The following is a 24,067-nucleotide window of genomic DNA, read 5'->3' on the forward strand; positions in this document are numbered from 1 at the left end:
CTATAGAACATGATAGAACCTGCTATACTCCATTATTGTAAATACCAGGAGCGCTGCCATAGCGAGGTGCGTAATAAGCTCTTTGAGCTGGGTATGTATAGTGCGGCCGTAGGTGAGCAGATAGCCCTGCTGGTAGAGGCCGGTGTGCTGAACGAAGAACGCTTTGCCCGGGCATTTGCGCGTGGCCGATGGCGGCTGAAGCAGTGGGGAAGGAACAAGATAAAACAACAGCTTAGACTGAAAAAAGTATCGGAATACTGTATAAAAAAGGGCCTTTCTGAGATAGACGATGAAGAGTATGCGGAAGTAATAATGAAAATAGCTGCAAAAAAGGCATCAGAATTGGCCAAAGAACGCAGCATTTTATCAAAAAAGGCCAAATTATCTCGTTTTTTACTACAGAGAGGCTATGAACAGGATATAGTGAGTGAATGCATTAAAAGCCTGCTATAATACATTGTATTTATTTTATATAATTATTTTGTTCCACAAGGAACAGGGTTAACTTATTCATATAGCAACTACAAAATATTATACTAAACAACCAAAAGTTAAAAATAAATTAATATATACAAAATATTGTTTTGTTCGACATTTTTTATATTTACTGCCGTATTTTTGCGCCATCCCGTTTTTATTACCGATCAAATGGAGTAGGCTATGAAGAAAAGCATACAAGGCATTATCATACTTATGTTACTCGTAACAGGCAGCGCACAGGCGCAAGACCAGGAGGGTGGCTATAATGACCGCGCAAAAAAATATGTGAAACAATATGCTGCCTTTGCCATAGCCGATCAGAAGATATCGGGTGTGCCGGCGGCTATTACCCTGGGACAGGGTATACTGGAGACCGAGGCAGGGATAAGCGAGCTGGTGACGGAAGCCAATAACCACTTTGGTATAAAATGTAAGAACGGCTGGAGCGGACCTACCTTTCTGCATACCGATGATGCCAAGGACGAATGTTTCAAGAAATACAAGAGCGCCGAAGAATCTTATAACGACCACTCTGCACACCTGCATCGCAATCCAAGGTACAGCCCCCTGTTCACATATTCTGTTACCGACTATGCCCGCTGGGCACATGGGCTGAAGAAATGCGGCTATGCCACCAACCCGCGTTATGCGCAGCAGCTTATAAAAATAATAGAGGACTTCCGGCTGCAGGAATATACATATGCTGCGCTCGATAGCAGTAATGAGTACATACCTGTGCAGGGTGTACTGGTAGAGACCATAACCACATCGGCACCAAAGGTAGAGACCACCATAGTAAAGGAAGCATTGCAGCCAGCACAGGCCACTACCGTTATCACCACTACTACCACCACTACCAAGACCATAAAAGTAGAACCACAAGCTGTAGCCGCCGGAGAGAACATGCCACAGCAGCCACAAGCCACAATGAACACTCCAGGCCGTGCGCCACAGCAACCACAGGTAGCTGCCATGCCCGCTGCGCCGCAGGATGTGAAGCCTATAAAAGAAACATCGAAGACGGGTATGGTGGCAGTATCGCCAACGGCTACTGCTAACGAAAGTCCTGCTGCGGAAGCTACGGTTGATACGGTGGCAGAGGCCGCATCGCCCTACCTGGCAGAAGAGCCGCTGGACGATACTACGGACAGGATACAGACCATACATGGCCTGAAAGCCATAAGAGGCCATAAGGACCAGCCACTGCTTTCTTATGCCGTAAAGTACAAGGTGCGCTATGCGCAACTACTGGAAATGAACGACCTGCCTGACGAGCCGCTGCAGTTCGATACATGGATATACCTGGAGAAAAAGAACCCTACAGGACCAAGGGATAAACACATAGTAAAAGCCGGGGAGAGCCTGCTGCAGATAGCACAGGAAGAGGGTATGCAACTGAAAAGGCTGGCGGCACTGAACCTGCTGAACCCATATGAAAGGCCAGCACCCGGCCAGACGCTGAATCTGCAGACACAGGCCGCTGCAAAACCCGTAGTGCTGGATTATTCTGCACCGAAGGAACTTCCGAAAGATGAGCTGGAAGGCAAGCGTGTAGCAGCCTATACCGAGCCGAAGAAAGATGTGAACTATGGTATGTCTTTCGGGGCACCGGAAGAAGAGCCTGTGGCCGTAGGTGCCTCTAAACAGCAGGACACAAGCCGCAAGGAGATAGTAAAGCAGCCCTTCATGAAAGAAGACCCTCCGCAGCGCCAGATGAGCCAGCCCGTTCCCGAGCCTGAGTATAAAAAGGGTGACAAGCGCTACCAGGTGAAGAAAGGCGAGACCGCATTCTCTATAGCAAAGAAGCACAACATAACAGTGTCGCAGCTTTTGGAATGGAACGATCTGGACCCACAGGACCTGAAAGCAGGACAGACGCTGATAATAAAACAATGATGACCGCAACGGAAGTAACGATCCTCGATAAGACATTCGTACCCTACATCACAGAGCAGGAGATAGCCGATAGGGTGGCCGATATGGCCGCACAGATAAACAAGGACTACGAAGGGCGCAAACCCTTGCTCATAGCCATTCTCAACGGATCGTTCATTTTTGCGGCAGACCTCTTTAGGGGTCTACATATAGATGCCGGTATATCCTTTGTGAAGCTGGCGTCTTACCTGGGCACATCATCTACCGGCAAGGTGGTAACGGCCATAGGTATGGATGCCAACATCACCGACAGGCACATCATCATAGTAGAGGACATAATAGATACGGGCAAGACCCTGCACGAATTTTTGCCGGAGATATATGGCCGCAACCCGGCATCGGTAAGCATAACCACATTCCTTTCCAAGCCATCGGCATTGCAGTACGATGTAAAGGCCCGCTATACGGCCTTCGATATAGAGAACAAATTTGTAGTGGGCTATGGGCTGGACTACAATGGCCTGGGCAGAAACCTTCCCTGCCTGTATATACTGAAGGACCGAAGTGAATAGTGCCGAATAGCCATAAAGCTGTTGTTATATGAAATGTTTCATGTAACTTTATAATACTATGAGACCGATATTCACCTATCTATTGATCTTCCTGTCTGGCGCCATTTCTGCGCAGACCATTTCTACAGTTGCCGGCAATGGCACATGGACCTGTTCGGGCATAGGAGGAGGGCCCGCATCTGCTGCGGCAGTTGGCCAGCTCTATGCGACGACCACGGATGCCAGTGGCAACATTTATATAGCAGCCAGCTCATGCAGCAAGGTGCTGAAGATAGACCCTTCGGGCACCATTACCACATATGCAGGCTCGGGAACAAGCTGGGTATCGGGCGATGGCGGCCCCGCCACGGCGGCAGAAATAGGTATACCCACATCGCTGGCTATGGACAAATTCGGCAATTTGTTCATTTCTGATAACAGCAATAGTGTGATAAGAAAGGTGAATCCCGCAGGCATCATCAGTACAGTAGCGGGCGATGCAATGGTGATAGGCGGTGGGTATGCAGGTGATGGCGGCCCTGCCACAGCATCTTTGCTGATGTGGCCAGAAGGTATAGCTGTAGATACATTTGGCAACCTGTATGTGGCCGACAATGGCAACAACATGATAAGGAGGATATCTACCACCGGCATCATAACACGAGTAGCGGGCACAGGGTCTTTGACCTATTCGGGCGATGGAGGTATGGCGCTGGCAGCAGGCCTGTCTACCCCGAGAGGTATAGCCGTGGATGTGAGTGGCAATATCTATGTTTCGGACAACATGAACCATCGTGTAAGGAAGATAAGCGCAGGTGGTATCATCACCTGCCTGGCGGGTAGCGGAACGATGGGGTATTCGGGCGATGGCGGCCCCGCGACCGCGGCCGAGATGAAATTTCCCAGGGGCCTTGCTGTAGACAAGTATGGCAATGTATATGTGGCCGATTGTGCCAACAATGCTATCCGCAAGATAGATGGCAGCAACACCATTACCACATTTGCGGGTGCAGGCACGCCCGGTCACAGTGGCGATGGGGGATCAGCGTTTGCAGCGGAGATCAACCATCCATATGATATAGCAGTAGACAAGAACGGATATAAATACATAGCCGAGCTGAATGGCGCCTACCTGCGCAAAGTAGACACCTGCCTGCCCATAGTGGTATCGGCTATCACAGGTGATACATCGTTGTGCCTGGGAGACGTAGAGACACTGGAAACATTGACCACTGGCGGTACATGGAGCATCAGTGACCCGGCCGTGGCTACTATAGATGCCTCGGGTACTGTGAGCGCGGTAGCAAGGGGTACTGCTACTGTTACTTATGCAAAAGATAATGGTTGCGCCACTACTCTGCGCATACGAAATATAGTGGTAGGGCCATTTGCGGGATCGATACATCGCTGGTCGGTAGTGGTAGGTCCGTCAGGGGTAGATACGTTCGCATATGCTACCCTGTCCACAGCAGGTGCGCCGGGCGGTACATGGGGACTTACCAATACTACTGTGGCCAGCATATCCTCCTGGGGCAATATAACACCCATTGTATTCTTTACGGCCGATACTGCCTTTTATACCATCACAGACTCGTGTGGCACAGAGACCGCATATTATCCCTTCTACCTGCGTCCGGAACCGGTAGGCCTGGCCTGGCAAGCCAATGCAGAGAACAGCACAACATTATATCCTAATCCTGTGACCGCGACATTACATATATCATCGCCGGTGCGCATTGGCAGAATGGTGATAGTGAATATGCCTGGCAAAGTGGTGTACGAGACCGAAGGTGGGAGTGAGATGAGTATAGATGTTTCTACCCTTCCACCGGGTGTGTACATCGTAAAGGGAGAAGGTATTCCTGTGCGGCGATTCGTGAAGCAATAAGACGGCTATTATCGTTACCCTTTTTTCTTGTATACCGGCACGGTAGAGCAGGGTTCGCCATACATGAGCGACTTGACAACAGGGCGCAGATGCGCAGTTACGGCCAGGTAGGCGGCATCGGGTATGGGTGTATCGCCACAGCCTTTTATCACTACACGTTTGTCGGTATACTCATCCAGCGGAATAGCATCGATATTCTTGTTCAGCAGGTGTTTCGTAAGCTCATCGGGCGTACCGTGGAACACCGATGAGGCAACGGGCTGCAGATAGGATGCAGCCAGCATATAGGCCCATACGGGTATGATGGCATCGGTACTACAGAAAACGGCCACATGCTTGCCGGTATACTGCTGCCAGTCTACGGCCTGTAGTGCAGTGCGGTAGTCTTTCTCGCGCAGTATCATCTCGCGGAACAGGAATGGCTTGAGGTCGAACGCTACTACCTCGCTTGTAGGCAGGTATGGTGCGAGGTCCAGGGTAATGATGCCGCTCTCTGCTACTTTGTTGATGATGGTCTCCATGATCGTGGGGTGCTTTCGCTGTGTAAAGGTACACAAACGCCATACGCTGTGGTCTATAAGGCAATGTGTGGTATCTATAGCGTGCATATGCCGTAATTTTGCACACGAATGAATGGCAGGAAAAAGGATAGGGCTAACCCATATACTCTTCGCATCAAGGTTCTTTTTCTTGTAGTGATGGTAGTATGCGCTGCTTTCCGTATGGCCGAAGAGACCGACCAATTATCTTTCAGTGGCGCACCCGCTACCAAAGAGCAACTGGGTGAAAAGCTTTTCTTTGAGAAAATGCTGTCGGCAGACAGATCGGCAAGCTGTGCATCCTGCCACATACCTGCATATGGCTTTGCCGATACTGCTGCCCTAAGCAGGGGCGTAGGTGGCCACTTGGGCGTGCGCAACTCGCCATCGTGCGCCAACATGAGCGAGAGGCCCTACCTGTTCTATGATGGCCGAGCGGCCACGCTGGAAGAGCAGGTGCGTTTTCCGATAGAGGACACCAACGAAATGGCGCTGCCTATAAATGAGGCAGTAAAAAGACTAAGGGCCAACAAGCAGTATGTAGAGTGGTTCAAAAAAATATTTGGCGAAGGGCCGACAGAAAGGAACCTGAAAGTGGCCATAGCTGCTTTTGAGCGGACACTGGAAACATCGCGTACACTCTTCGACAGGTATATGGATGGTGATAGCATGGCCATATCGGCATCGGCCATTCGTGGCCGGGAACTGTTCATGAGCAAGAAGGCAAAATGCTTCGATTGTCATTTCTCGCCCGACTTTACAGGAGATGAGTTTCGCAATATAGGCCTGTACGATGGCGTACGGTATACCGACAAAGGCCGCTATGCGATAACAAAGAAAGAAGAGGACATGGGCAAGTTCAAAGTGCCGGGTCTGCGCAATGTGAGTGTGACCGCACCCTATATGCACAATGGCATGTTCCGCACGCTGGCAGAGGTAATAGAATATTATGACGACCCTTACAAAGTAGTACCCGCGCCGGTGAATATGGATACACTGATGGTAGAGCCGCTGCACCTGACAGCAGAGGAGAAAAAAGACCTGGAGAATTTCCTGCTGACACTTACCGACGACCGCTTTAAAAAATAGCATGCAAGACAAAGACAGCCTAAAAAAACTACTGGATAACAAGGCCGCGCTATACGACCGCCCGGGTTTCATAGCCGGCGACCCTGTGTGCATACCACATTCGTTCTCGCTGCTGCAGGATGTGGAGATAGCTGGTCTGTTCGCAGCCACACTGGCATGGGGAAACCGCACGACCATCATCAACAATTGCAGGAAGCTGATGCAATGGATGGACAATGCGCCATACGATTTTGTGCGCCACCACCGCGATACCGATCTGCGACCTTTCCTTGGTTTCGTGCATCGCACATTCAATGCCACCGACCTGCTGTATTTTCTTTCTTTCCTGCAGTATCACTACAGCACGCACTCATCGCTGGAGAGCGCCTTTGTGCCGGGCAAGCGATATGATAAGCAGAATGTGGAGCAGGCGCTTATTCATTTTCACAACTACTTCTTTTCTATAGAGCATCCCGAGCGTACCCGCAAGCATGTGGCCACACCACAGCGGAACTCGGCCTGCAAGCGGCTGAACATGTACCTGCGGTGGATGGTGCGCAAGGACAGGAACGGAGTGGACCTGGGCCTGTGGAAGAAGATAAGGCCGCACCAGCTGATATGCCCGCTGGATGTGCATGTGGCGCGTGTGGCACACAGACTGGACCTGATAGACAATAACAAAGCAGACTGGAAGAATGCACTGCTGCTCACAGAGCGGCTAAAGGAAATGAATGCCGCCGACCCAGCGTGGTACGACTATGCCCTCTTCGGGCTGGGGGCAGAGGAGCGCTACTGATGCGGCTCTGCAAGCCGAAGCAGGTAATAGTTCTTTACCTCTTTGCTGCGTGTGCGGGGATCGAGGAAGGGACCAGTAAGCTCACTCACTTTATAGAACACTCCCTGCTTATCTATAGTATAGCTGTAATGCCCTTCTATATCTTTCATACCCCTATCGGATGTGAGGATGTACCTATGCTGCAATTGTGGTAGCGTATCTATACCGGGTACTACACCCTGTGCATAGAAGTGTATGCTGTTGATGGGGTCATCTACCTTGTATGCGGCAACCTGCCTGGGGTCTATACCTTTCTCGTGCATGTATCTGCCTACTTGCGACCCTACCTGGTACTTCAGCAGCGGAACATAAAAATAATTGGTGAAGAATATGTTGACGATAATGATGCCCAGTGCAGGCAGGAACAGCAATTTGGCCTTTGTCTTTTTGGATATTGCCAGGGAAAGCCATGTTGCTACCAGCAATGCCCACGAAAGTATGACCACACCACCCGCAGGGAAAATGTAAGCTATGAAGGCCAGCGTAGCGGCCAGCAGCAATACAGTGATAACGATGTGTGCGGGCCGCATGATGCGATGCAGGCGCTTGTATTTACCGCCCATCATATCGGCTATGAGCTTTGCCGTCATTATAGCGGCCAGCGGGAAGACAACGAATATATAGTGCGGCAACTGGTATGCCGAAGAGCCCAGCGCAAGGTATGCCAGCAGGAAACCGCCTGTAGTGACCCATTCCTGCCCGGGCAGCAGGCGCAGCCGCTGGCGTACCAGCGTAGCGCAGTTGATAACAAGTGCGGTGACGAAGAGGAATATCCACGGCAGGAAGGACCACAGCATATTCATGAGCAGGAACTCGAAAGGAGCGCCGTTGTCCCAAGGGCTTTCGCCGGTGATACGGCCAAAGCTCTGTGACCAATAGAAGAAGCGCAGGCCCGATGTGCATGTGCTGCCATTCACTACCTTATGGGGCTGCATATCGAACTGCTGGTAGAGTCCTATGCTCATAGGTATGAGCAGTATGGCTATGACCACTATGGCCAGCAGGTGTGCAGGAGCAAAGATGTTCTTCCACTGCCGCTGCAGTGCCCAGTGGGTACCGAAGCAGAACACAGGCACCATGAGTGCTATGGGGCCTTTGGTCATCATGCCCAGCGCTATGGCCGCTGCGCCGCCCAGCAGGTAATAAAGCTTGCGGCTATCGGCCCACTCCTGTATGAGCCATAGAGATGTGACCACGCAGCTCATGAGTATGGTATCGCAGCGCACATCGTTCGTCATGAGGAACATACCTTGGCAGGTAGCCAGTATGAGCGCTGCCATGCGGCCCGTGACCTCATTGTACAAGCTCTTGCCCAGCCTGTAGGTAGCGAACACCGCCCACAGTGCAAAGAGTATGGAAGGCATTTTGTACCCCAGGTTGTTGATGCCGAATATGCGCATGCTGAGTGCGCCCGTCCAGAAGAGCAAGGGTGGTTTGTCCAGGTAGTCGGCGCCACGGTCGTATACATGCAGCAGGTCGCCGCGCTGCAGCATCTCGCGGCACATCTCTGCATATTGCGATGCATCTACATCCATAGTGTCCACACTTACTGAGGTAATGTAGAGCAGGCCTATGAGTATGAACATCCAGAATGGGACCTTTGGCATAGCTGATGTGGAAAGAGAGGGCCGCAAGGGCACTCCATGTTTTTCCATGCGCAAAAATAGTCGCAATTTTATGGCTATGCTGCAACTGAGACATTATTCCTTCGAGCTGCCCTTCCAGTACCCATTCTCTACGGCGCATGGTACCAAAACGCACCAGCCTACACTGGTGGTATCGCTGGGGCTGGGGCAGATGAGGGGATATGGTGAGGCCCCGGCCATAACGTATTACGATGTTTCGGTGGCAGATATGGTGGCGTCGCTGGAAAGTAAAAAGGCCATGATAGAGCGCTATGCCCTTACCGACCCGCAGCGTTTCTGGCATTTTCTGCACCACCTGATACCCGGGCAGCACTTCCTTACTGCCGCGCTGGATATAGCCGGGTGGGACCTATTTGCACAGTTGCGTAAACAGCCGCTCTACAAGCTGTTGGGACTAAGGTGGGAAAATATACCCTTTACCGACTATACCATAGGCCTGGATGATGCCGAGACCATGCTGGCCAAGCTAAAAGCCCACCCATGGCCCATATACAAGATAAAGTGCAGCCGCCCCGGCGATATAGATAAGATAGCGCTGCTGCGGACCGAGACCACAGCACGCATAAGAATAGACGCCAACGAAGGCTGGACCTTTGAAGAGGCACGACACCTGCTGCCAGAGCTGCACAAGCTGGGTGTAGAGCTGGCCGAGCAACCCCTGCCGCGCGATGCATGGGAGGAGATGAAGGAACTAAAAGCGATATCGCCCATACCGATATATGCCGATGAGAGCTGCCGCACCGAAGACGAGGTGAGGCGCTGTGCAGAGGCATTTCATGGTATCAACATAAAGCTGACCAAGTGCGGAGGCATAACACCTGCACTACGCATGATAAAAGAGGCGCGTACACTGGGCCTAAGGGTAATGATGGGCTCTATGAACGAGAGTACTATAGGCACTGCCGCCATAGCCCATATGCTGCCCCTGCTGGATGAAGCAGGTGCCGATGGCCCCCTGCTGCTGCGCGAAGATGTGGCCGATGGCCTGCATTACGATAATGGAAAAATGACCGTGACCGACAGGCCCGGCCTGGGTATACGCGCAACAGGTGTGCGCCCTGCCAATTACTTTGGAGCATAATACTATTCATCCATCTGCTGGCGGCGCCGGCTAAGCCAGTATAATGTGAAGAACACCAGCAACAGTATAATGTAATTGACGACCACGAATGCCAGGTATATCTTACCCGCCGCTGCGCTGGCAAAGGGTATGCCGCGCAGGTGCGTGAACCGCCACATGAACAGCAGGCTCAGCGGCAGTGCGAATACCAGGCAATTGACCAGCACACGGCGGTTGAAGAATTCTTTGAGGAGGGGCATATCTCAAATATAGATCAACAGGAGAAGAACGGTATCACTTTCCCATCTTCCGTTTCATTTCCTCTATGTCCATTTCCATATTGGCGAGGCGCTCGTATACTTCGGCAGGTTCGCTGAAGTCGCTGCTTATCTTCATTCGGCCATACCATACTTCCTTTATATCGGCAGGGTCTATCTCTACCGTGGGGAAATCGTGGCGGTGTACAATGGTATCGGATTTCAGGTATAGTTTGCCGCGCTGGCTCAGCCTGTTCACCAGGCGCTTTACGGCCACGCCGCCGCTATGTACTATCACATATACTCGGTTGTCGCGTATGTCTTCCAGTTTTTCCACCCATTCACCTATTATGCGGTCGCCATGCAGTATGTTGGGAGCCATAGACGGGCCATCCACTTCGAACATGCGATAGGTGGCATTGCTGAGGCCCGGCAGCCGGAAGGTAGGCAGGCTCTCCATGAACTCGGCATCGCCATAGCCCAGCAGGTAACCTGCACGGGCCTTTACCGGTACATATATGATGTTGTCATTGCCCTCGTTGTCTACAGTGACCACGCGGGGCATACTGCTGTATATGGCGGGTGGCGGTGCGGCGAATGCGCCACGCAGAGCCTTGTCCTTCTCGTCGCTTTTTTTGTCATCCCTTTCACCGGATTCCATGTTGTTTGACAAAAGGTCGTCGAGCGACACGCCAAAATACTTGGCAAAGGCATGTAGGGTCACCACATTGGGCTCGCTGATGCCAGCCTCGTAATTGGCTATGGTGGTACGGCCTATACCCATGTCGGAGCTAAGCGTGCCCTGCGTTTTGCCCATTTTCTTGCGCAGGTATTTCAGGTTGTTGGCTAAGTGCATGGCACAAAAATAAAATTATTTTTCCAAAAAATTTGGATTTGTCAAAATAATTGGAATATCTTTGTCTTGTTCTTTGGAAACAACGACACATCGAAGATACGAAAAATATAGTTGTGTCAAAAAAGTTGTCGGGCCGGGGAATACACAAAAAAAGAAAGATCGCTAAACAATATAAAAAACACAGGAATATGCAATATGTAACATTATCTCCGACCAGCACCGCACAGACCATAGCAATACCGGCACCCAGCCAGGTAAATGAGGGTAAAGGAATATCGATAGCGTTCCTGCAATACCCTACCGAGACCGTAAACCGTACACCCCAGCGCATGATGCATGTGATAGCCCTGGCGCTGGACATGAATCCCGAGTGCTACCGCTGGCGCACCCGCGTACGCCACATAGTGGAGATGCGCTTCATAGCCAGCATGATGCTGCGCCAGTATTTTCCGGCCCTTACGCTGCAGCAGATAGGCGCCCATTTTGGCGGGCAGGACCATACCTCTGTTATCAACGGCATCAGCCGGGCGCACGAACTTATTTATGTAAAGGATGCTTCCTTCCTGAAAAAATACAGCGCAGCCTCAAAGGCAGTGACAGCATGGCTGGGCCAGGATATGAAAGAACGCGCCTAGAAGATACGAACACCATTGAATGACCAACTCAATAAAAGCTATATGGAACAGTATGAAACGGAAGATATGCTGATAGGCCACGAGGCGCCACGAGCGGTGCATTATACGCGTAGCCGCGAACGAGCCACCCGCCGCCAGCACAAGCACGAAATGCTGCTAACCTTCATCACTCATGTGAACACCCCACCCTCCCGAAAAAGAAAACGCAGAACAGCCCCCATAAGAACGGCAGGCATTTTAAAGACCTTCCTTTCCCTGTTCGTATAGCCTCTTTGTTCTATCATATACCCTGCTGCCTGTACCTGTTGGTATGGGTGGCAGGGTTCTTTTTTGTGGGTTAGGCGGCGTTATTCTCCTATCTTTAAAAAAATATACATGCCGTGCACGAAAACCCTACCGCCAATATAGAAATAGGTATAGATGTAAAGAGCACCTTGCTGGATATAGCCCGCTGGCTGGTGTTGCTGGCTATAATATGCATCATACTTTTTGTGGGTGCGGCCATAGTATTGGGTATAGCAGGCGGTGTATCTATCACAGAGATAGGTGCGCCCGATGATGATGGCATTTCACTAGGTATGGCCATAGTGTTCGTTTCCATGGCTGTGCTGAGTGCGGGGCTTGGTATATACCCCGTTGTTGCGCTGATAAAATGCAGCACATGCATAAAAGAAGCCATAGACACCAATGACGGGACACAATTTCACCAGGCCATGGTATACATGCGCAACATGTTCAGGTATATGGTAATCGTCTTGTGGTGACCGTGATATTTTATGCGGGCATGGCATTTGTCTTTGTAATGTACAGGGATATAGCTGCGATGCTGTAATAGAATGTAGCAGAAGAACACCCATTAACATTTTGTTATCATCGCGAGCTATCAACGATGTGTATGGTAGTGGTCTATCCTTATATGGCCGAACAGATGGGCTGAATGCATTACACATCATTTTTACAAAAATGTCAAACAGTATTATGACGTAAATGCCTAATTATCAACAAAATAATTTGGCAGTACCAAAAAAAGGTATAGATTTGTATCAATGAACATTAAATACACAGAAAGGCTTATCAACGACAAAGATGTGACCACTTATATATTAGTGGCATTTGTTGTTCTTACTGTAGTAGTAGGTTCGCTGAAGATCCTCTTCTTTTAACCGTTACTTCCTGCTACGGTACGCATTATTTCCCGGCTTTCAACAAGGCATTATACTCTGCAGGCGTGCTTATGATAGCTATAGCTTTCGCAAGTTCTTTATCGTATTGCATGGTCTGCGCCATACGGCCGCGGGTGTAGTAGTAGCGCGATGCTATCTCGCTTTCAAGCACATGCCTAACCTGTTCTTTGTGTTTCAGCAGGTCTTGCTTCTTATCATGCGAGAGCTTGTTCCTCAGCGCTTCGAACTCTGCCTTTACATTGTCGTAGTACTTTTCCTGTACCGCGATCTTCTTCAGAGAGTCCAACTGCGATTCGGTCTCTGTCTTGTATGAAAAGTCCTTGTTCTCTACCCATTTTGCAAAATCGTTGAACTCGGCCTCGGTAAGGGAGAATTTGGTGGGATCGCTTATGGTCTTGTGTTTGGATGCATATAGCGTAGCATAGTCGAAGATATAGTTCTTGCTGTAGAGTGTTACGGCAACAAGGCTCATAGGATCGTCCTTCACGGTGACATCGGGTGTTACACCGCCACCGCTCTGCACTTTGCGGCCACCTTTTGTTGTGAAGGTCTTTTTCAGCGAGTCGGCTATCACACTCACACTGCCATCGGCATTGCGGTGCGTATAGTCGAGCGCCTGTATGCAGCGGCCGCTGGGTGTGTAGTAACGAGCCACAGTGAGCTTGAGGTGCGACCGGAAGCCTACAGGGCGTGTTACCTGTACCAGGCCTTTACCGTATGAGCGCTCGCCTATTATGACACCACGGTCCAGATCTTGCACCGAACCAGCGACTATCTCTGATGCCGATGCCGAAGACCTGTTGACCAGCACTGCCAGTGGCAGGTCTTTGTTCCATGCAGGCATGGCGGTCTTATACTCCTTATCCATCTCGGACTTCTTATAGCGCGTGACCAGTACAGACCGGCCTTTATCCATAAAGATATTGCAGGTCATTATGGCTTCGTCCAGCAGGCCACCGGGATTGTTGCGCAGGTCCAGTACCAGGCCTTTGAGCTCGGGCTGTACTTTTTGCAGGCTATCGTAGGCATCGCGCACGAGCCTGCCGCACTGCTGGGTGAACTGTGTGAGGCGCACATAGGCAATATTGCCCTGCGGCCCTACAAGGCCCGCATATGGCACACTGGATATCTCTATCTCACCACGGGTGATGATGCGCTCTGAGGTCTCCTGCGTATAGGCATCCTTTACCTTCATGCGCAATTGCGTGCCTGCAGACCCCTTGAGCAGTACGCCCAGGTCGTCTACGTTCTTTCCCTTCAGCGACTGGCCGTCTATAGATTCTATAAGATCGCCGGGGTGCAGGCCTGCCAGCTGTGCAGGACTGTTCTCGTACACATCGGCTATGTATATCTCGTCGCCTTTACGCTGCATATTGGCGCCTATGCCGCCATACTTGCCGGTGGTCATGAATTCGTACTCTTCTATATCGGCCTCGGTGATGAAGTTGGTATAAGGGTCAAGGTCCATAAGCATGGCATCTACGCCGCTTTTCACCAGCTTGCCGGGCTCTATAGGGTCTACATAGAAAGAGTTCAGTTCTTTGAAGATGTTAGTATAGATATCGAGGTTCTTGGAGATCTCGAAGAGAGGGTCGGCGGTACGCGCCTGTATGAAGAAGAATGCCGTACCAGACAACAGCGCACCGGCAAGAAAGCCCCTGGCGCTGAATATCTTTTTCTGTCGTTGCATAGATACACTTTGTAGCGGTACGAATTTACGCTATTTCGCAACGAAAGGGCAATAATAAATAGGCACACGATGGACGGAATGTTGTTATAATAATGGTAATTTGTGTCGCGAAACCCGGGTATTGGCATAACGCTTGTATCCCATATGCTTATGAAGATGTACCGTATAGTGATACCGGCATATTGCGCGCTGCTGAGCGTGGGGAAGGCTTTTGCCCAGAAGCCATTTACAGAGGGTACCATAGTGTATCATGTAGAGCTGACCTCTGCAGATAACAGGCTGTTCAAGGGGACATACATATTCTCGTTCAAGAACGGGCAGATACGCAAAGAACTAAGGCTGGACAATGGGTATTCTGACGTGACACTTATAAATGCCAACCGCAACACCATATACTCGCTGCAGGAAGGAGATGGCCGGAAATTTGCCATACAACTGAGTATGGATGATATGCTGAACAAGCAGAGAAAATTCAAGGGGTATGTGCTGGCCGGAGAGGCGAAACAACCCCAGGCGATGGCCGGGCAAAACGTGTATAAGGGTACTGTAGTATATAGCGACAGCTCTATGACCGAGATACTATATAGCAAAGACTGGCGCCCCGAAGTGCCCTATACCTGGAACCGTTTCCCAGATGCACAGTTCGTGCCGCTGCGTTTTGCGTACAAGGAAGACAATGGCATCAGCATGGTGTTCACTGCCGACAAGATGGAACTTAGCCCCGTCGTCACTTCGATATTCAATGTACCGAAGGACTATAAAATGATATCGTACGACGAATACAAGCAGCTAAGTAAATAATGGCCTTACAGCAAATGCACCGCCATATACCCCGTTATTACATACAGGCCTTGTTGTGTGTTATCTGCATCCTTTGTGCGCATACTGTGTATGCCCAAGGTACACCCGCCGACCTGAGAGTACTGGAAGAACATAAGAATGCCAGTGGCGACTTGGTGCGCACCATTCAATATACCGAGAACGGCAAGCGTATAGTGGAAACACGCGTGATACGCCCTATAGCCAAGCTGAACATACCCATAAAGCCCGATACGCTGGACCAGCAGCAGATGATGCTGGTGATAAATAAGACCCGCGCTGTGCTGGATGTGTACTACCGCCGCACAAAGGTGCGCTCATACAAGGTGGTCTTTGGCCCCAAGCCGCAGGAGAATAAAGTGATGAAGGGCGACCGACGCACACCCGAAGGGTGGTTCCTGGTAGAGAACAAACATGCCAGCGCCCGGTACAACAAGTTCATGCAGCTGGATTACCCGAACGACTCATCGCGCGCGCGGTTCAATATGCTGAAGGCAAAAGGCCTAATACCGCAGAATGCCGAGATAGGCGGCGATGTGGGTATACATGGCGTGTGGAAGGGCGGCGACGACATGATAGAGATGGGCGTAGGCTGGACCGATGGCTGCATAGCCCTGAAGAACAAGGATATGGACGAGCTATACAGCCTTGTGGGTATAGGTGTGCGTGTACTGGTACGCAAATAGCCCCCAGCAAGGCGACCACCGGCAAGCGGTCAGTTTTTTCACTAAATTCGCACACAAATCAGAACAGAATGAACAAAGTAGTGGCAGGCGCAGATGTAGCCGTGCAGGACATACCATCGGGCGCTACCCTGATGCTGGGTGGCTTCGGCCTGTGCGGCATACCGGAGAACTGTATAGCTGCGCTGGTAAAAAAAGGCGTGAAGGACCTTACCTGCATATCGAATAATGCAGGCGTAGATAATTTTGGCATAGGCCTGCTGCTGCAGCAGAAGCAGGTGCGGAAAATGATCTCTTCGTATGTAGGCGAAAATGCCGAGTTCGAACGCCAACTGCTGAGCGGCGAGCTGGAGGTAGAACTGATACCACAGGGCACACTGGCCACGCGCTGCATGGCGAGCGGCTACGGTATGCCCGCAGTGTACCTGCTGGCAGGTGTGGGCACCGAGGTGGCAGAGGGGAAGGAGGTGCGCGAATTCAACGGGAAGAAATACCTGCTGGAACATGCGTTCGACTCTGACTTCGCTATAGTGAAGGCCTGGAAGGGCGATACACAGGGCAACCTCATATTCAAGGATACGGCACGCAACTTTAACCCCATGATGGCCATGGCCGGAAAGATAACCATAGCCGAGGTGGAAGAACTGGTACCCGCAGGCGAGCTGGACCCGAACCATATACATGTGCCGGGTATCTACGTCCATCGCATCTTTCAGGGTTCTGACTACGAAAAGCGTATAGAGCAGCGTACTGTGAGAAAAAGGGGTAATGCGGTAATGTGAGAAATGCGACAATGTGGTTCTACTGGATCTAAAATACAAGAGCTAAGCGATGCAAAAATTCATGCAGAACCCATTGGTGAAACATGCTGTAGAGTTCTCACTTATGGTCATAAAATATGTAGAACTACTGGAAGCGAATAGAAAGTTCGTTATCGCAAATCAAGTTCTTAAAAGTGCCACAGCTATCGGTGCAAATATCATGGAGGCGCAAAGTGCAGAGAGCAAAGCGGATTTTATACATAAACTGAAAATAGCAGACAAGGAAGCATATGAAACAATGTACTGGTTCTATCTGTGTGAACAAAGTGAACAATATTGTTTTGACAGATCATTGTCTGTAAAACTGGATGAAGTGATGAGATTGTTGAACGCAATAATTTTGTCTGCAAAAAGAAACAATAACTAAATAATTATAGAGATAGCGTCTTTGACCAACTGGCAAGCGCATTATCGCATTTTACACATTATCGCATTATTATAATATGTCACTGAACAAAGAACAAATAGCCCAGCGTATAGCACAGGAACTGCAGGATGGTTATTACGTTAACCTGGGTATAGGAATTCCTACGCTCGTAGCCAACTACATACCTGCGGGTGTGAACGTAGTATTGCAAAGCGAGAACGGCCTGCTGGGTATGGGTCCGTTCCCATGGGAGGGAGAGGAAGATGCAGACCTCATAAATGCCGGCAAGCAGACCATCACTACCCTGCCGGGGTCGGCATTCTTTGACAGCGCGATGAGCTTTGGTATGATACGCGCCGGCAAGGTAGACCTGACCGTACTGGGCGCTATGGAAGTGGCCGACAATGGCGACATAGCCAACTGGAAGATACCCAACAAAATGGTGAAGGGTATGGGCGGCGCTATGGACCTGGTGGCCGCGGCCAAGAACATAATAGTGGCCATGCAGCATACTAACCCCAAGGGAGAAAGCAAGCTGCTGCCCAAATGCTCGCTACCGCTTACAGGTGTAGGCTGTGTGAAGAAGGTAGTGTCTGACCTAGGTGTGTTCGATATAACGCCCGATGGTTTCTGCTGCATAGAGTATGCACCGGGTGTGACCATAGATGAGATAAAGGCTAAGACCGCAGGCCGCCTGACCATAGCGGATGATGTAAAGGAAATGACCTTTTAAGAAAAGCTAACAATATATAGTACAAGATAAGGGGGGCGTAATGCCCCTCTTATCTTTGATAAGGCTGTATGGATAAAAAAATAACTCCCTGAATAGGAGCTATTTTTTGAGTGCTGTTACCCTGGCTGCGAGAAGAAAAGCTGTAGATCGAGTTCTGCGACGTGACGCTGGGGGAAGCGGCCGGTGGAAAGATCCTGAAGGGATATCTTGTAGGTGAGCTCGCGGATGCGGAGGTCGGTACGACGACTGTCTGTACGGGCAGCAATGCGGCTAAAAGAACCGAAGAGATCGGGCGGCATGATATCCTTGGCCGGATCGGCGGGAGTGGATAGGGTGGGTGTCCAGCCCTGCAGAGCCTGGTGTATGATATGCTCCAGCTCGAAGTAGGCGAGACCTTTCTCAGCGACAGAACGGGGGCTGAGATTATCGGTAGTGGAGTGTGCGCTGAACACAAGGCGAAGCCGCACTGTGATATCACCCAATTGTGTGACCATACCCTGTTGAGAAAAAGTGCCATCGAGGTCTATAAGAACGGCAGGATATGCGAGTGCCGGCACATCATCTTTGAGATAACCATGGTCGAGGTCGGTGAAGCGTATGTATCTGGTATGCTTAGCCATGAGGCCATCGATGCGCTGCTGCAGCGCCAGAAAAAGTAATGAGAATGGAGATTCCATTTGTGTAGTAGTTGGTCGTTAGTAGATAGTCGTTAGTCGCGAGTAATGAGTTGTTGGTGATCGGTGATGGTGGTCGGTCGTTAGTAGATAGTCGCGATCCCGGTTCGGTAATTATGAACAGGAAAGACGGGCCGGTCGGTGCACATGCACACCGGCCCGTCTTTCTATTTTAATCCTATACGCTTGAGGATGCGCTGGAGCACAGAGAGCTCTTGAGCTGGCGCGATGTTATGTGCAGTCGTAAGAGGTGATGCGGGGATGTGGGCGTGTGTAAGCGGACGGGTAGGTGCATCGGGCTGGGAGGGCCGTGGTATGCCATAGGTATCGTAGAAGTAATCGTTACTGACGGGTACTATGGCAGCCACTTCCTTATCTATAGCTATACGCTCGCGCAGGTGCTCGGTATCGAGCTCTTGCCCGAATGTGAAGCGACCACCTTCGGTCACAGGCAGGTCGTAGCTGCGGAGTATGGTGTGCATGCGCTCATCGTTCAGTATGTTGGTAGCATACACTATATCGGCGCGGGTGAGCTCTTGCTGCTGCGACAGGTGTACCATACTTTTTGCCTGCGAACCTGTACCACTGTTGCTGGTGGTCTCGGTATTGCCCAGTACCAGTACAGATAGCTCATCGTCGAGCGCCTTTTTGAAACCGGCCTGCAGCCTGCCATCGCCATTGGACCATTTACCATCCTTCATCTCGAAGTCGGCCTGCTTGGGTATCATCAGTGCCAGCGAGCTGCCCGACTCTTCGAGTACCTGCTTCAGCTCTATGCGTGTCTGCTCATCATAAGCATCGTACTTGATGACACGAACGGGCTGGCCAAAACACTCTATGTAGTTGGCCCAGTCGGCCATGGCATCGCGCTTGTAGATGACATAGGGGGCACAACGCAGCAGCAGACCCAGATCTCCATTGTCTACAATGAAGAGCGAGGGCTCGTTGTGATAACTGAACCCTTCACCGGCATCGTTCTGCTGGTAAGATATGATACCGCGTTCGGGTTTGATGTGCTTGCGAGGTATAGCGGCCACCTGCAAGCGGCTGCCAGGCAGGAACTCTATGCCTGAAAGACCCCACAGCTTTGCCTCTATGATGAGGCGCAATACATGCCGGAAGGGAGCGGACGAAATGATGGCATCCATACCATCTATGCGTTCGCCACCGGCATCGAGATAATGCAGGCGCTTGTTGAGCACGGCGCTGATGCGCTTATCTATGATACCTGACAGATGACCATCGAGCAGGATATCGTCGTAGATGTCGTAGAGACGTGTGCGATCGGGATTGGTGGCGCTTTCTGCAGCGCGGTGTGCATAGCGCCATTCGGCTATGCTCTTCTTGTTTCGGCTTACCTGTGTGATGCGGATATCATTCATCACAAGGCTGTCTTTGGTGTATCGTTTACCTTTTGTTTCTGTTATCATGTTGAGCTGTTTGAACCTTGATGTAAAAGAGGGTGTTGTGTGATATGCTGCCTGTAATACCGTTCGAGTAACTAAATGATGGCAATGTGAGCCCCTCCCGGCCTCCCGCAAGGGGAGGTGGTGGGATCTGTGTGCTGTGCGGCATGTCAGAAGTCGTTCTCGCGTTTGGCGTTGTAAGCGGCAGATACAGTGCTACCCTGTGGCGCGGTCTGGCCTGTGGTATCGCGGTAGGGCCATCCGGCGGGGTCGGCACGGAGCTGCTGTATGTCGCGCAGCTGGCGCACTGCGATGTCATAAGCATCACGGGCCATTTGATAGTTGATGGCCGGCCGGCCGACCTGTACCAGTTTCCATATGGCTATATCGAGGCAAATGGACATGAGCAAGGGATCGCGAAAGGATGGTTCTCCACCTTCGGGGCCGAACAAGGCCGTGGTATCGTAACGGGATAGGTACATTCTGGCCTCGCTTTCGGCGGCTACGATAGCGGCAAGGGCTATGTTCTCATCTTCGCGGGTGATCTCTGTGATATTCTCTTCGAAGATGCGGTAATAAAGGTCTCTTACGGATAGTAACATGAGTTTTCTGAATTAGGAATTAGGAATTTGGGGGTTTGGAATTTGGATTTGGGATCTTTAGAAGTCGCTGCTGGTGTTCCTGTCTTTCTTTACCAGGTGCAGGGCATCGGTGGTGCGGGCCACTTGTTTGTTGATGAGTATCCAGATGGCGCCTTCTACTGCATCGGGGCCATCGTCATGGGCATGGCTGCCAGGGGAAAAGGCGAGGAACTGCTGTTCCAACATCATCATGCCGGGGTTGTGGCGTTCGTCCTCGTTCAGAAATAGCTCGCCATTTTTCACCAGTGGCTGCAGTAGGCTTTCTATGCGGGTATATTTATCGGGCTTGGCCCGGGTGTCGCCCACTATGGGTATGGGACGGCCCAGGCGTTTGCCGGCATCGGCTATCTCTTTTTTTATGGTGTCTTGCAGAAATACCTCTTCTATATAGTAGTAGCATGCATGACCGCCTACATACTGCATGATGTGGTGATGCCACTCTATGAGACGAGCGGTGGTGGTCTGCTCGACGTATGCGCGAAGTACATGATACTCGTTTTGCCAGCGCCCTATAAGCACGGTGGCTTTGTAGTCGGCCGTGCTCTTGTAAGATGGGTCGGTGTAGCATACGAGCATGCTGTACTCCTGCAAGGGCCGAATGGGCTTGTAGTACATGGCCGAGAACACGGCCCCCTCGGTAACGGGGTCGTTGTAGTATTCTTTTTGCTGTGCTGCATAGCTTTTTTGTTTCAGTACACGGTCTATATGTGCCTCGGTGTTCTTCTGCGGCCATGACGAAAGGCCATTGGCGTCGCGTATGTTCACGAGGTCGGTATGGTCGGCAAAACGGGAAGCGCGCTCTACACAGCAATCGCGTGCTATGCGATTGCCGCAGAAGAGTATGGTGGTGGGCTGCGATATAGAACGTGTACCGATAGCGGCTTCTTCTATCCACCGCCATTTGCCGGCCATGGTAGTGGGGTTTCGGCAGTCGATGTCGGTGTCTATGTCGTCGAAGAGAAGTATGTCTGGCCGGGCCTCTTCGTGACGCGCACCACGAGGCGACTGGCCCGCGCCCAGCGCACGAAAGGCCACACCACTGCGGGTAATGAACTCCTCGGCCTGCCAGAAGCCCGGGCGCTCCTGTATGCCATAATCATTGATGATGCGCTGGTTGAATTGCAGATTGGCACGGTAGGGCATCAGCAAGCGTGTGGCATTTGCCAGGCTATTGCTGATAAGCATCACATACTTTTTGCGGTGACGCGCACCCTGTGCGGGATGACCCACAAGGGTGAGGTAGAGGACCTCCATCATGGTGCGTGTACTTTTGGCCAGCTCGCGGCTCCACATGCGGATCTCGTACCATTCGGGATGGTCTATGATGCGACGGCTGGCATCTATATGGAAGGGCGCCGGCTGTGCAAAGGCGTATTTGGGAAAATAGTAGGCGAACCACTCTTCGTGCGCGGCCTCCAGCCGTGCTATGCGTTCTCTTTTGGTTACCTCGTTTTCGGTAACATCTACCGGTGTAGCAGCACGGGCATTGGCCACATGTGCCTGCCATATGCGCTGCAGCTTTGCTTTCAGTGTAGTGGTAGTGGCTTTATCCATAGGGCATGTATGATGGGCTGGAAAGAGGGCTGGAAATTTTAAGGTGTCGGCTATCTTGAATTCAGCTTAGAGATTCGACCGTACGAACTCATCGGAGATATCGGTAATGAGGCGGTGATGCTGCGGGTGGTGATGCTGTATAAAATCCATGAACTTTATCATCACTTCTACGATCTCGGCGATGCTGGTATCGGTCTCGAGATTGCGAATGGCGGCCGTGTATTTTATCATCATATCGGCCAGCTTTGTATCGCCTATACCGTTCTGCTCTTCTATCTTGTCGGTGATGGCCCGCAGTATGTTGTAAAGACGTGCTAACTGGTCGGCGCGGCTCAGTATCATGCTCAGGCGCAGGCTTTCCCATTTGCCCTTTTTTATCCATCCTACCACTGCGCGCTCACTCGCACCTACACGCTCGGCAATTGCTTTTGAGGTAAGGTTCTTGTCGTAAAAGTAGAGCACGCGTGCGTGGTCTTCTTGCTGTGTTGTGTATGTATTTCGGCCTGCCATGGACACAAAGGTCATATAATAGCGTGCGGTCGAAAATATGTGCTCACATGGTGTGTGGGATAACTGCACATGATGTGCAGATGTAGTGCGCATGATGGAGCGATGATTTTTTTTGGGCTCTGCAGCGATGCAATTTTACATCGAAATGAGCGCACAAAGGGTAGATAAGAAGTATACACTAAGCGATAGCAGCCTGAACTGCTACGGCTTTCGCCTGCTGACGAGCGGCTACATGCTGGAAGAGTTCCAGCGCAATCCGATAGGATATTATATGCACGACCGTGACGGCGGTGTGCTGGTGAGCTGGGCCGACCTTTCTATAGAAGATGACACGGTAACAGGCCACCCCATTATAAACATGAGCCACGAGCGCGGCCAGCAAACACTGGACGAGGTGCAGGATGGTTTTCTGAATGCGGCCAGCATGGGACATATAGTGGTGCTGGAGTACAGTATGGACCCGGAGCTGATGCTGCCCGGACAGACAGGCCCCACCATCACTAAATGGTACAATAAAGAGTGCAGCCTTGTGGACATACCCGGCAACAGCAATGCACTGACCACGCTGTATGACCGCGACAACAACATACTGAACCTGGCCGATATGGGAACACAGGCCGCAGTGAACGCATTACCAAATACCAATGATATGAAGCTGACAGAACTGAGCGAAGATGCGCTGAGCGCATTGGGCCTGACACTGGCCGACACAGAAAAGGCAGGCACAGCGATAGTAGCGCTGGCCGCCAGGGCCACACAGGCCGAAAAAGACCTGGCCGACCTGCGATGCCAACATGCCGAAAAAGAAGTGACCGCATTGCTGGCCGATGCGCTGGCCGCGCGCAGGATAACAGCTGCACTGCGCACCACACTGGCGGCAGACTATGCAGGCAGGCCCGAGCAACTGAGGACATTGCTGGCCGCTATGCCGGCATATGTGCCGGTGGCCGACAGGCTGGCCACCAATAACAGCGAAAACCAGGCTAGCTGGGAGTGGGACGACTATGACCGCAACGACCCGAGCGGCCGCAAATTGCAGGGCCTTCGCAACAGCGACCCTGCGAGGTACAGGGAGCTTTTTGAGAAGAAGTTCAACCCTCCGACCCCCTAAAAGGGGAGTACCCTAAAATCTAAATTCCAGATCCCAAATTCCAAGTTTCAGATCCCGGATCTCAAAGGAGCACACCGATAGCAAATATCATTTTTTCAAAGATGAATGTCTGACAGCTAATTCCTGCAGGGTATGGTATGCTCTTTTGAAAGGGTAATAACAGATCATTATTTCGTAACGGTTC

At 51.1% G+C, this 24,067-nt stretch carries 26 protein-coding genes; 16 read left to right on the forward strand and 10 right to left on the reverse strand.

All coding sequences use genetic code 11. The features are described from left to right. Nucleotides 1-9: 9 nt before the first annotated feature. The 4 genes from ABD843_RS08475 (at nucleotide 10) to ABD843_RS08490 (ending at nucleotide 4,794) form a co-directional block, all read left to right on the forward strand. Complete coding sequence (locus ABD843_RS08475; RefSeq protein ID WP_345081457.1) at nucleotides 10-453, forward strand: regulatory protein RecX; 444 nt, start codon at nucleotides 10-12, stop codon at nucleotides 451-453. Nucleotides 454-660: 207 nt separating this feature from the next. Beyond that, nucleotides 661-2,376 carry a glucosaminidase domain-containing protein gene (locus tag ABD843_RS08480; RefSeq protein ID WP_345081460.1) on the forward strand — a complete coding sequence of 572 codons (1,716 nt, stop codon included), beginning with the start codon at nucleotides 661-663 and terminating at the stop codon, nucleotides 2,374-2,376. Continuing rightward, nucleotides 2,373-2,927: a hypoxanthine phosphoribosyltransferase gene (gene hpt / locus ABD843_RS08485; RefSeq protein WP_345081463.1), complete on the forward strand. Its 555-nt coding sequence runs from the start codon at nucleotides 2,373-2,375 to the stop codon at nucleotides 2,925-2,927. Before ABD843_RS08480 ends, hpt begins: the two co-directional genes overlap by 4 nt. Before the next feature lie 58 nt (nucleotides 2,928-2,985). After that, a complete protein-coding gene (locus ABD843_RS08490; protein WP_345081466.1) occupies nucleotides 2,986-4,794 on the forward strand; it encodes an NHL domain-containing protein in 1,809 nt (602 codons plus the stop codon). 14 nt (nucleotides 4,795-4,808) lie between these two features. Here the strand turns inward: ABD843_RS08490 and ABD843_RS08495 are convergent, their stop codons facing one another. Continuing rightward, nucleotides 4,809-5,402, reverse strand: a complete 594-nt coding sequence (locus tag ABD843_RS08495; RefSeq protein WP_345081469.1) for a DUF2480 family protein — start codon at nucleotides 5,400-5,402, stop codon at nucleotides 4,809-4,811. Nucleotides 5,403-5,423: 21 nt separating this feature from the next. Between ABD843_RS08495 and ABD843_RS08500 the strand changes: the two genes are divergently transcribed. Together ABD843_RS08500 and ABD843_RS08505 are read left to right on the forward strand one after the other, a co-directional pair. Beyond that, nucleotides 5,424-6,422 carry a cytochrome-c peroxidase gene (locus ABD843_RS08500; RefSeq protein WP_345081472.1) on the forward strand — a complete coding sequence of 333 codons (999 nt, stop codon included), beginning with the start codon at nucleotides 5,424-5,426 and terminating at the stop codon, nucleotides 6,420-6,422. A 1-nt stretch (nucleotide 6,423) separates the two neighbouring features. Continuing rightward, nucleotides 6,424-7,197, forward strand: a complete 774-nt coding sequence (locus ABD843_RS08505) for a TIGR02757 family protein (RefSeq protein ID WP_345081475.1) — start codon at nucleotides 6,424-6,426, stop codon at nucleotides 7,195-7,197. On the opposite strand, the gene ABD843_RS08510 is transcribed toward ABD843_RS08505, so the two are convergent. Next, the gene (locus tag ABD843_RS08510; protein ID WP_345081478.1) at nucleotides 7,191-8,843 is read right to left on the reverse strand and encodes a glycosyltransferase family 39 protein; all 1,653 of its coding nucleotides are present in this window, start codon (nucleotides 8,841-8,843) and stop codon (nucleotides 7,191-7,193) included. The genes ABD843_RS08505 and ABD843_RS08510 overlap by 7 nt on opposite strands. A gap of 76 nt (nucleotides 8,844-8,919) precedes the next feature. Between ABD843_RS08510 and ABD843_RS08515 the strand changes: the two genes are divergently transcribed. Further along, nucleotides 8,920-9,963 carry a dipeptide epimerase gene (locus ABD843_RS08515; RefSeq protein ID WP_345081481.1) on the forward strand — a complete coding sequence of 348 codons (1,044 nt, stop codon included), beginning with the start codon at nucleotides 8,920-8,922 and terminating at the stop codon, nucleotides 9,961-9,963. Nucleotides 9,964-9,965: 2 nt separating this feature from the next. On the opposite strand, the gene ABD843_RS08520 is transcribed toward ABD843_RS08515, so the two are convergent. Together ABD843_RS08520 and ABD843_RS08525 are read right to left on the reverse strand one after the other, a co-directional pair. Beyond that, the gene (locus tag ABD843_RS08520; RefSeq protein ID WP_345081484.1) at nucleotides 9,966-10,202 is read right to left on the reverse strand and encodes a hypothetical protein; all 237 of its coding nucleotides are present in this window, start codon (nucleotides 10,200-10,202) and stop codon (nucleotides 9,966-9,968) included. Between the two features lie 34 nt (nucleotides 10,203-10,236). Beyond that, the gene (locus ABD843_RS08525) at nucleotides 10,237-11,055 is read right to left on the reverse strand and encodes a helix-turn-helix domain-containing protein (RefSeq protein ID WP_345081487.1); all 819 of its coding nucleotides are present in this window, start codon (nucleotides 11,053-11,055) and stop codon (nucleotides 10,237-10,239) included. Nucleotides 11,056-11,243: 188 nt separating this feature from the next. Here ABD843_RS08525 and ABD843_RS08530 point away from each other — a divergent pair, with 188 nt between their 5' ends. From ABD843_RS08530 to ABD843_RS08540, 3 genes are all read left to right on the forward strand, one after another. Further along, complete coding sequence (locus ABD843_RS08530; RefSeq protein ID WP_345081490.1) at nucleotides 11,244-11,690, forward strand: helix-turn-helix domain-containing protein; 447 nt, start codon at nucleotides 11,244-11,246, stop codon at nucleotides 11,688-11,690. Nucleotides 11,691-11,732: 42 nt separating this feature from the next. Beyond that, nucleotides 11,733-11,957 carry a hypothetical protein gene (locus ABD843_RS08535; protein ID WP_345081493.1) on the forward strand — a complete coding sequence of 75 codons (225 nt, stop codon included), beginning with the start codon at nucleotides 11,733-11,735 and terminating at the stop codon, nucleotides 11,955-11,957. A gap of 113 nt (nucleotides 11,958-12,070) precedes the next feature. After that, nucleotides 12,071-12,454 carry a hypothetical protein gene (locus ABD843_RS08540; protein ID WP_345081496.1) on the forward strand — a complete coding sequence of 128 codons (384 nt, stop codon included), beginning with the start codon at nucleotides 12,071-12,073 and terminating at the stop codon, nucleotides 12,452-12,454. Nucleotides 12,455-12,878: 424 nt separating this feature from the next. Here the strand turns inward: ABD843_RS08540 and ABD843_RS08545 are convergent, their stop codons facing one another. Continuing rightward, nucleotides 12,879-14,564, reverse strand: coding sequence for a S41 family peptidase (locus ABD843_RS08545; protein ID WP_345081499.1), 1,686 nt, complete (start codon nucleotides 14,562-14,564; stop codon nucleotides 12,879-12,881). A gap of 150 nt (nucleotides 14,565-14,714) precedes the next feature. On the opposite strand from ABD843_RS08545, the gene ABD843_RS08550 reads away from it, so the two are divergent. The 5 genes from ABD843_RS08550 (at nucleotide 14,715) to ABD843_RS08570 (ending at nucleotide 17,987) form a co-directional block, all read left to right on the forward strand. Continuing rightward, complete coding sequence (locus tag ABD843_RS08550) at nucleotides 14,715-15,365, forward strand: hypothetical protein (protein WP_345081502.1); 651 nt, start codon at nucleotides 14,715-14,717, stop codon at nucleotides 15,363-15,365. Beyond that, entirely contained in the window at nucleotides 15,365-16,069 is a 705-nt protein-coding gene (locus ABD843_RS08555) for a L,D-transpeptidase family protein (RefSeq protein WP_345081505.1), read from the forward strand. The genes ABD843_RS08550 and ABD843_RS08555 overlap by 1 nt, the downstream gene beginning before the upstream one ends. A 68-nt stretch (nucleotides 16,070-16,137) precedes the next feature. After that, nucleotides 16,138-16,848, forward strand: a complete 711-nt coding sequence (locus ABD843_RS08560; protein ID WP_345081508.1) for a CoA transferase subunit A — start codon at nucleotides 16,138-16,140, stop codon at nucleotides 16,846-16,848. A 61-nt stretch (nucleotides 16,849-16,909) separates the two neighbouring features. Beyond that, on the forward strand, nucleotides 16,910-17,254 hold the full coding sequence (locus ABD843_RS08565) for a four helix bundle protein (protein WP_345081511.1): 345 nt from the start codon (nucleotides 16,910-16,912) through the stop codon (nucleotides 17,252-17,254). Nucleotides 17,255-17,330: 76 nt separating this feature from the next. Further along, a complete protein-coding gene (locus ABD843_RS08570) occupies nucleotides 17,331-17,987 on the forward strand; it encodes a CoA transferase subunit B (protein ID WP_345081514.1) in 657 nt (218 codons plus the stop codon). Nucleotides 17,988-18,103: 116 nt separating this feature from the next. Here the strand turns inward: ABD843_RS08570 and ABD843_RS08575 are convergent, their stop codons facing one another. The 5 genes from ABD843_RS08575 to ABD843_RS08595 form a co-directional block, all read right to left on the reverse strand. Continuing rightward, complete coding sequence (locus ABD843_RS08575) at nucleotides 18,104-18,607, reverse strand: hypothetical protein (protein ID WP_345081517.1); 504 nt, start codon at nucleotides 18,605-18,607, stop codon at nucleotides 18,104-18,106. 221 nt (nucleotides 18,608-18,828) lie between these two features. After that, nucleotides 18,829-20,091 carry a phage portal protein family protein gene (locus ABD843_RS08580; protein ID WP_345081520.1) on the reverse strand — a complete coding sequence of 421 codons (1,263 nt, stop codon included), beginning with the start codon at nucleotides 20,089-20,091 and terminating at the stop codon, nucleotides 18,829-18,831. Between the two features lie 146 nt (nucleotides 20,092-20,237). Continuing rightward, a complete protein-coding gene (locus ABD843_RS08585; RefSeq protein ID WP_345081523.1) occupies nucleotides 20,238-20,669 on the reverse strand; it encodes a hypothetical protein in 432 nt (143 codons plus the stop codon). A gap of 57 nt (nucleotides 20,670-20,726) precedes the next feature. After that, a complete protein-coding gene (locus tag ABD843_RS08590; RefSeq protein ID WP_345081526.1) occupies nucleotides 20,727-22,262 on the reverse strand; it encodes a hypothetical protein in 1,536 nt (511 codons plus the stop codon). Between the two features lie 66 nt (nucleotides 22,263-22,328). Further along, a complete protein-coding gene (locus ABD843_RS08595; protein ID WP_345081529.1) occupies nucleotides 22,329-22,772 on the reverse strand; it encodes a hypothetical protein in 444 nt (147 codons plus the stop codon). 145 nt (nucleotides 22,773-22,917) lie between these two features. Between ABD843_RS08595 and ABD843_RS08600 the strand changes: the two genes are divergently transcribed. Further along, nucleotides 22,918-23,883, forward strand: a complete 966-nt coding sequence (locus ABD843_RS08600; protein WP_345081532.1) for a phage protease — start codon at nucleotides 22,918-22,920, stop codon at nucleotides 23,881-23,883. Nucleotides 23,884-24,067: the final 184 nt, after the last annotated feature.

Origin of the sequence: Nemorincola caseinilytica (genome assembly GCF_039540515.1) — a bacterium.
In the GTDB taxonomy this organism is placed as follows: domain Bacteria; phylum Bacteroidota; class Bacteroidia; order Chitinophagales; family Chitinophagaceae; genus Nemorincola; species Nemorincola caseinilytica.

Excerpts from the sequence above, each read along its gene's own strand:
- ABD843_RS08510 (WP_345081478.1), bottom strand. The coding sequence starts at position 8,843 with ATGCCAAAGGTCCCATTCTGGATGTTCATACTCATAGGCCTGCTCTAC.
- ABD843_RS08600 (WP_345081532.1), top strand. The coding sequence starts at position 22,918 with ATGAGCGCACAAAGGGTAGATAAGAAGTATACACTAAGCGATAGCAGC.
- ABD843_RS08550 (WP_345081502.1), top strand. The coding sequence starts at position 14,715 with ATGAAGATGTACCGTATAGTGATACCGGCATATTGCGCGCTGCTGAGC.
- ABD843_RS08580 (WP_345081520.1), bottom strand. The coding sequence starts at position 20,091 with ATGATAACAGAAACAAAAGGTAAACGATACACCAAAGACAGCCTTGTG.
- hpt (WP_345081463.1), top strand. The coding sequence starts at position 2,373 with ATGATGACCGCAACGGAAGTAACGATCCTCGATAAGACATTCGTACCC.
- ABD843_RS08495 (WP_345081469.1), bottom strand. The coding sequence starts at position 5,402 with ATGCACGCTATAGATACCACACATTGCCTTATAGACCACAGCGTATGG.
- ABD843_RS08585 (WP_345081523.1), bottom strand. The coding sequence starts at position 20,669 with ATGTTACTATCCGTAAGAGACCTTTATTACCGCATCTTCGAAGAGAAT.
- ABD843_RS08565 (WP_345081511.1), top strand. The coding sequence starts at position 16,910 with ATGCAGAACCCATTGGTGAAACATGCTGTAGAGTTCTCACTTATGGTC.
- ABD843_RS08575 (WP_345081517.1), bottom strand. The coding sequence starts at position 18,607 with ATGGCTAAGCATACCAGATACATACGCTTCACCGACCTCGACCATGGT.
- ABD843_RS08505 (WP_345081475.1), top strand. The coding sequence starts at position 6,424 with ATGCAAGACAAAGACAGCCTAAAAAAACTACTGGATAACAAGGCCGCG.
- ABD843_RS08530 (WP_345081490.1), top strand. The coding sequence starts at position 11,244 with ATGCAATATGTAACATTATCTCCGACCAGCACCGCACAGACCATAGCA.
- ABD843_RS08490 (WP_345081466.1), top strand. The coding sequence starts at position 2,986 with ATGAGACCGATATTCACCTATCTATTGATCTTCCTGTCTGGCGCCATT.
- ABD843_RS08520 (WP_345081484.1), bottom strand. The coding sequence starts at position 10,202 with ATGCCCCTCCTCAAAGAATTCTTCAACCGCCGTGTGCTGGTCAATTGC.
- ABD843_RS08535 (WP_345081493.1), top strand. The coding sequence starts at position 11,733 with ATGGAACAGTATGAAACGGAAGATATGCTGATAGGCCACGAGGCGCCA.
- ABD843_RS08500 (WP_345081472.1), top strand. The coding sequence starts at position 5,424 with ATGAATGGCAGGAAAAAGGATAGGGCTAACCCATATACTCTTCGCATC.
- ABD843_RS08590 (WP_345081526.1), bottom strand. The coding sequence starts at position 22,262 with ATGGATAAAGCCACTACCACTACACTGAAAGCAAAGCTGCAGCGCATA.
- ABD843_RS08555 (WP_345081505.1), top strand. The coding sequence starts at position 15,365 with ATGGCCTTACAGCAAATGCACCGCCATATACCCCGTTATTACATACAG.
- ABD843_RS08515 (WP_345081481.1), top strand. The coding sequence starts at position 8,920 with ATGCTGCAACTGAGACATTATTCCTTCGAGCTGCCCTTCCAGTACCCA.
- ABD843_RS08560 (WP_345081508.1), top strand. The coding sequence starts at position 16,138 with ATGAACAAAGTAGTGGCAGGCGCAGATGTAGCCGTGCAGGACATACCA.
- ABD843_RS08475 (WP_345081457.1), top strand. The coding sequence starts at position 10 with ATGATAGAACCTGCTATACTCCATTATTGTAAATACCAGGAGCGCTGC.
- ABD843_RS08480 (WP_345081460.1), top strand. The coding sequence starts at position 661 with ATGAAGAAAAGCATACAAGGCATTATCATACTTATGTTACTCGTAACA.
- ABD843_RS08595 (WP_345081529.1), bottom strand. The coding sequence starts at position 22,772 with ATGGCAGGCCGAAATACATACACAACACAGCAAGAAGACCACGCACGC.
- ABD843_RS08525 (WP_345081487.1), bottom strand. The coding sequence starts at position 11,055 with ATGCACTTAGCCAACAACCTGAAATACCTGCGCAAGAAAATGGGCAAA.
- ABD843_RS08545 (WP_345081499.1), bottom strand. The coding sequence starts at position 14,564 with ATGCAACGACAGAAAAAGATATTCAGCGCCAGGGGCTTTCTTGCCGGT.
- ABD843_RS08570 (WP_345081514.1), top strand. The coding sequence starts at position 17,331 with ATGTCACTGAACAAAGAACAAATAGCCCAGCGTATAGCACAGGAACTG.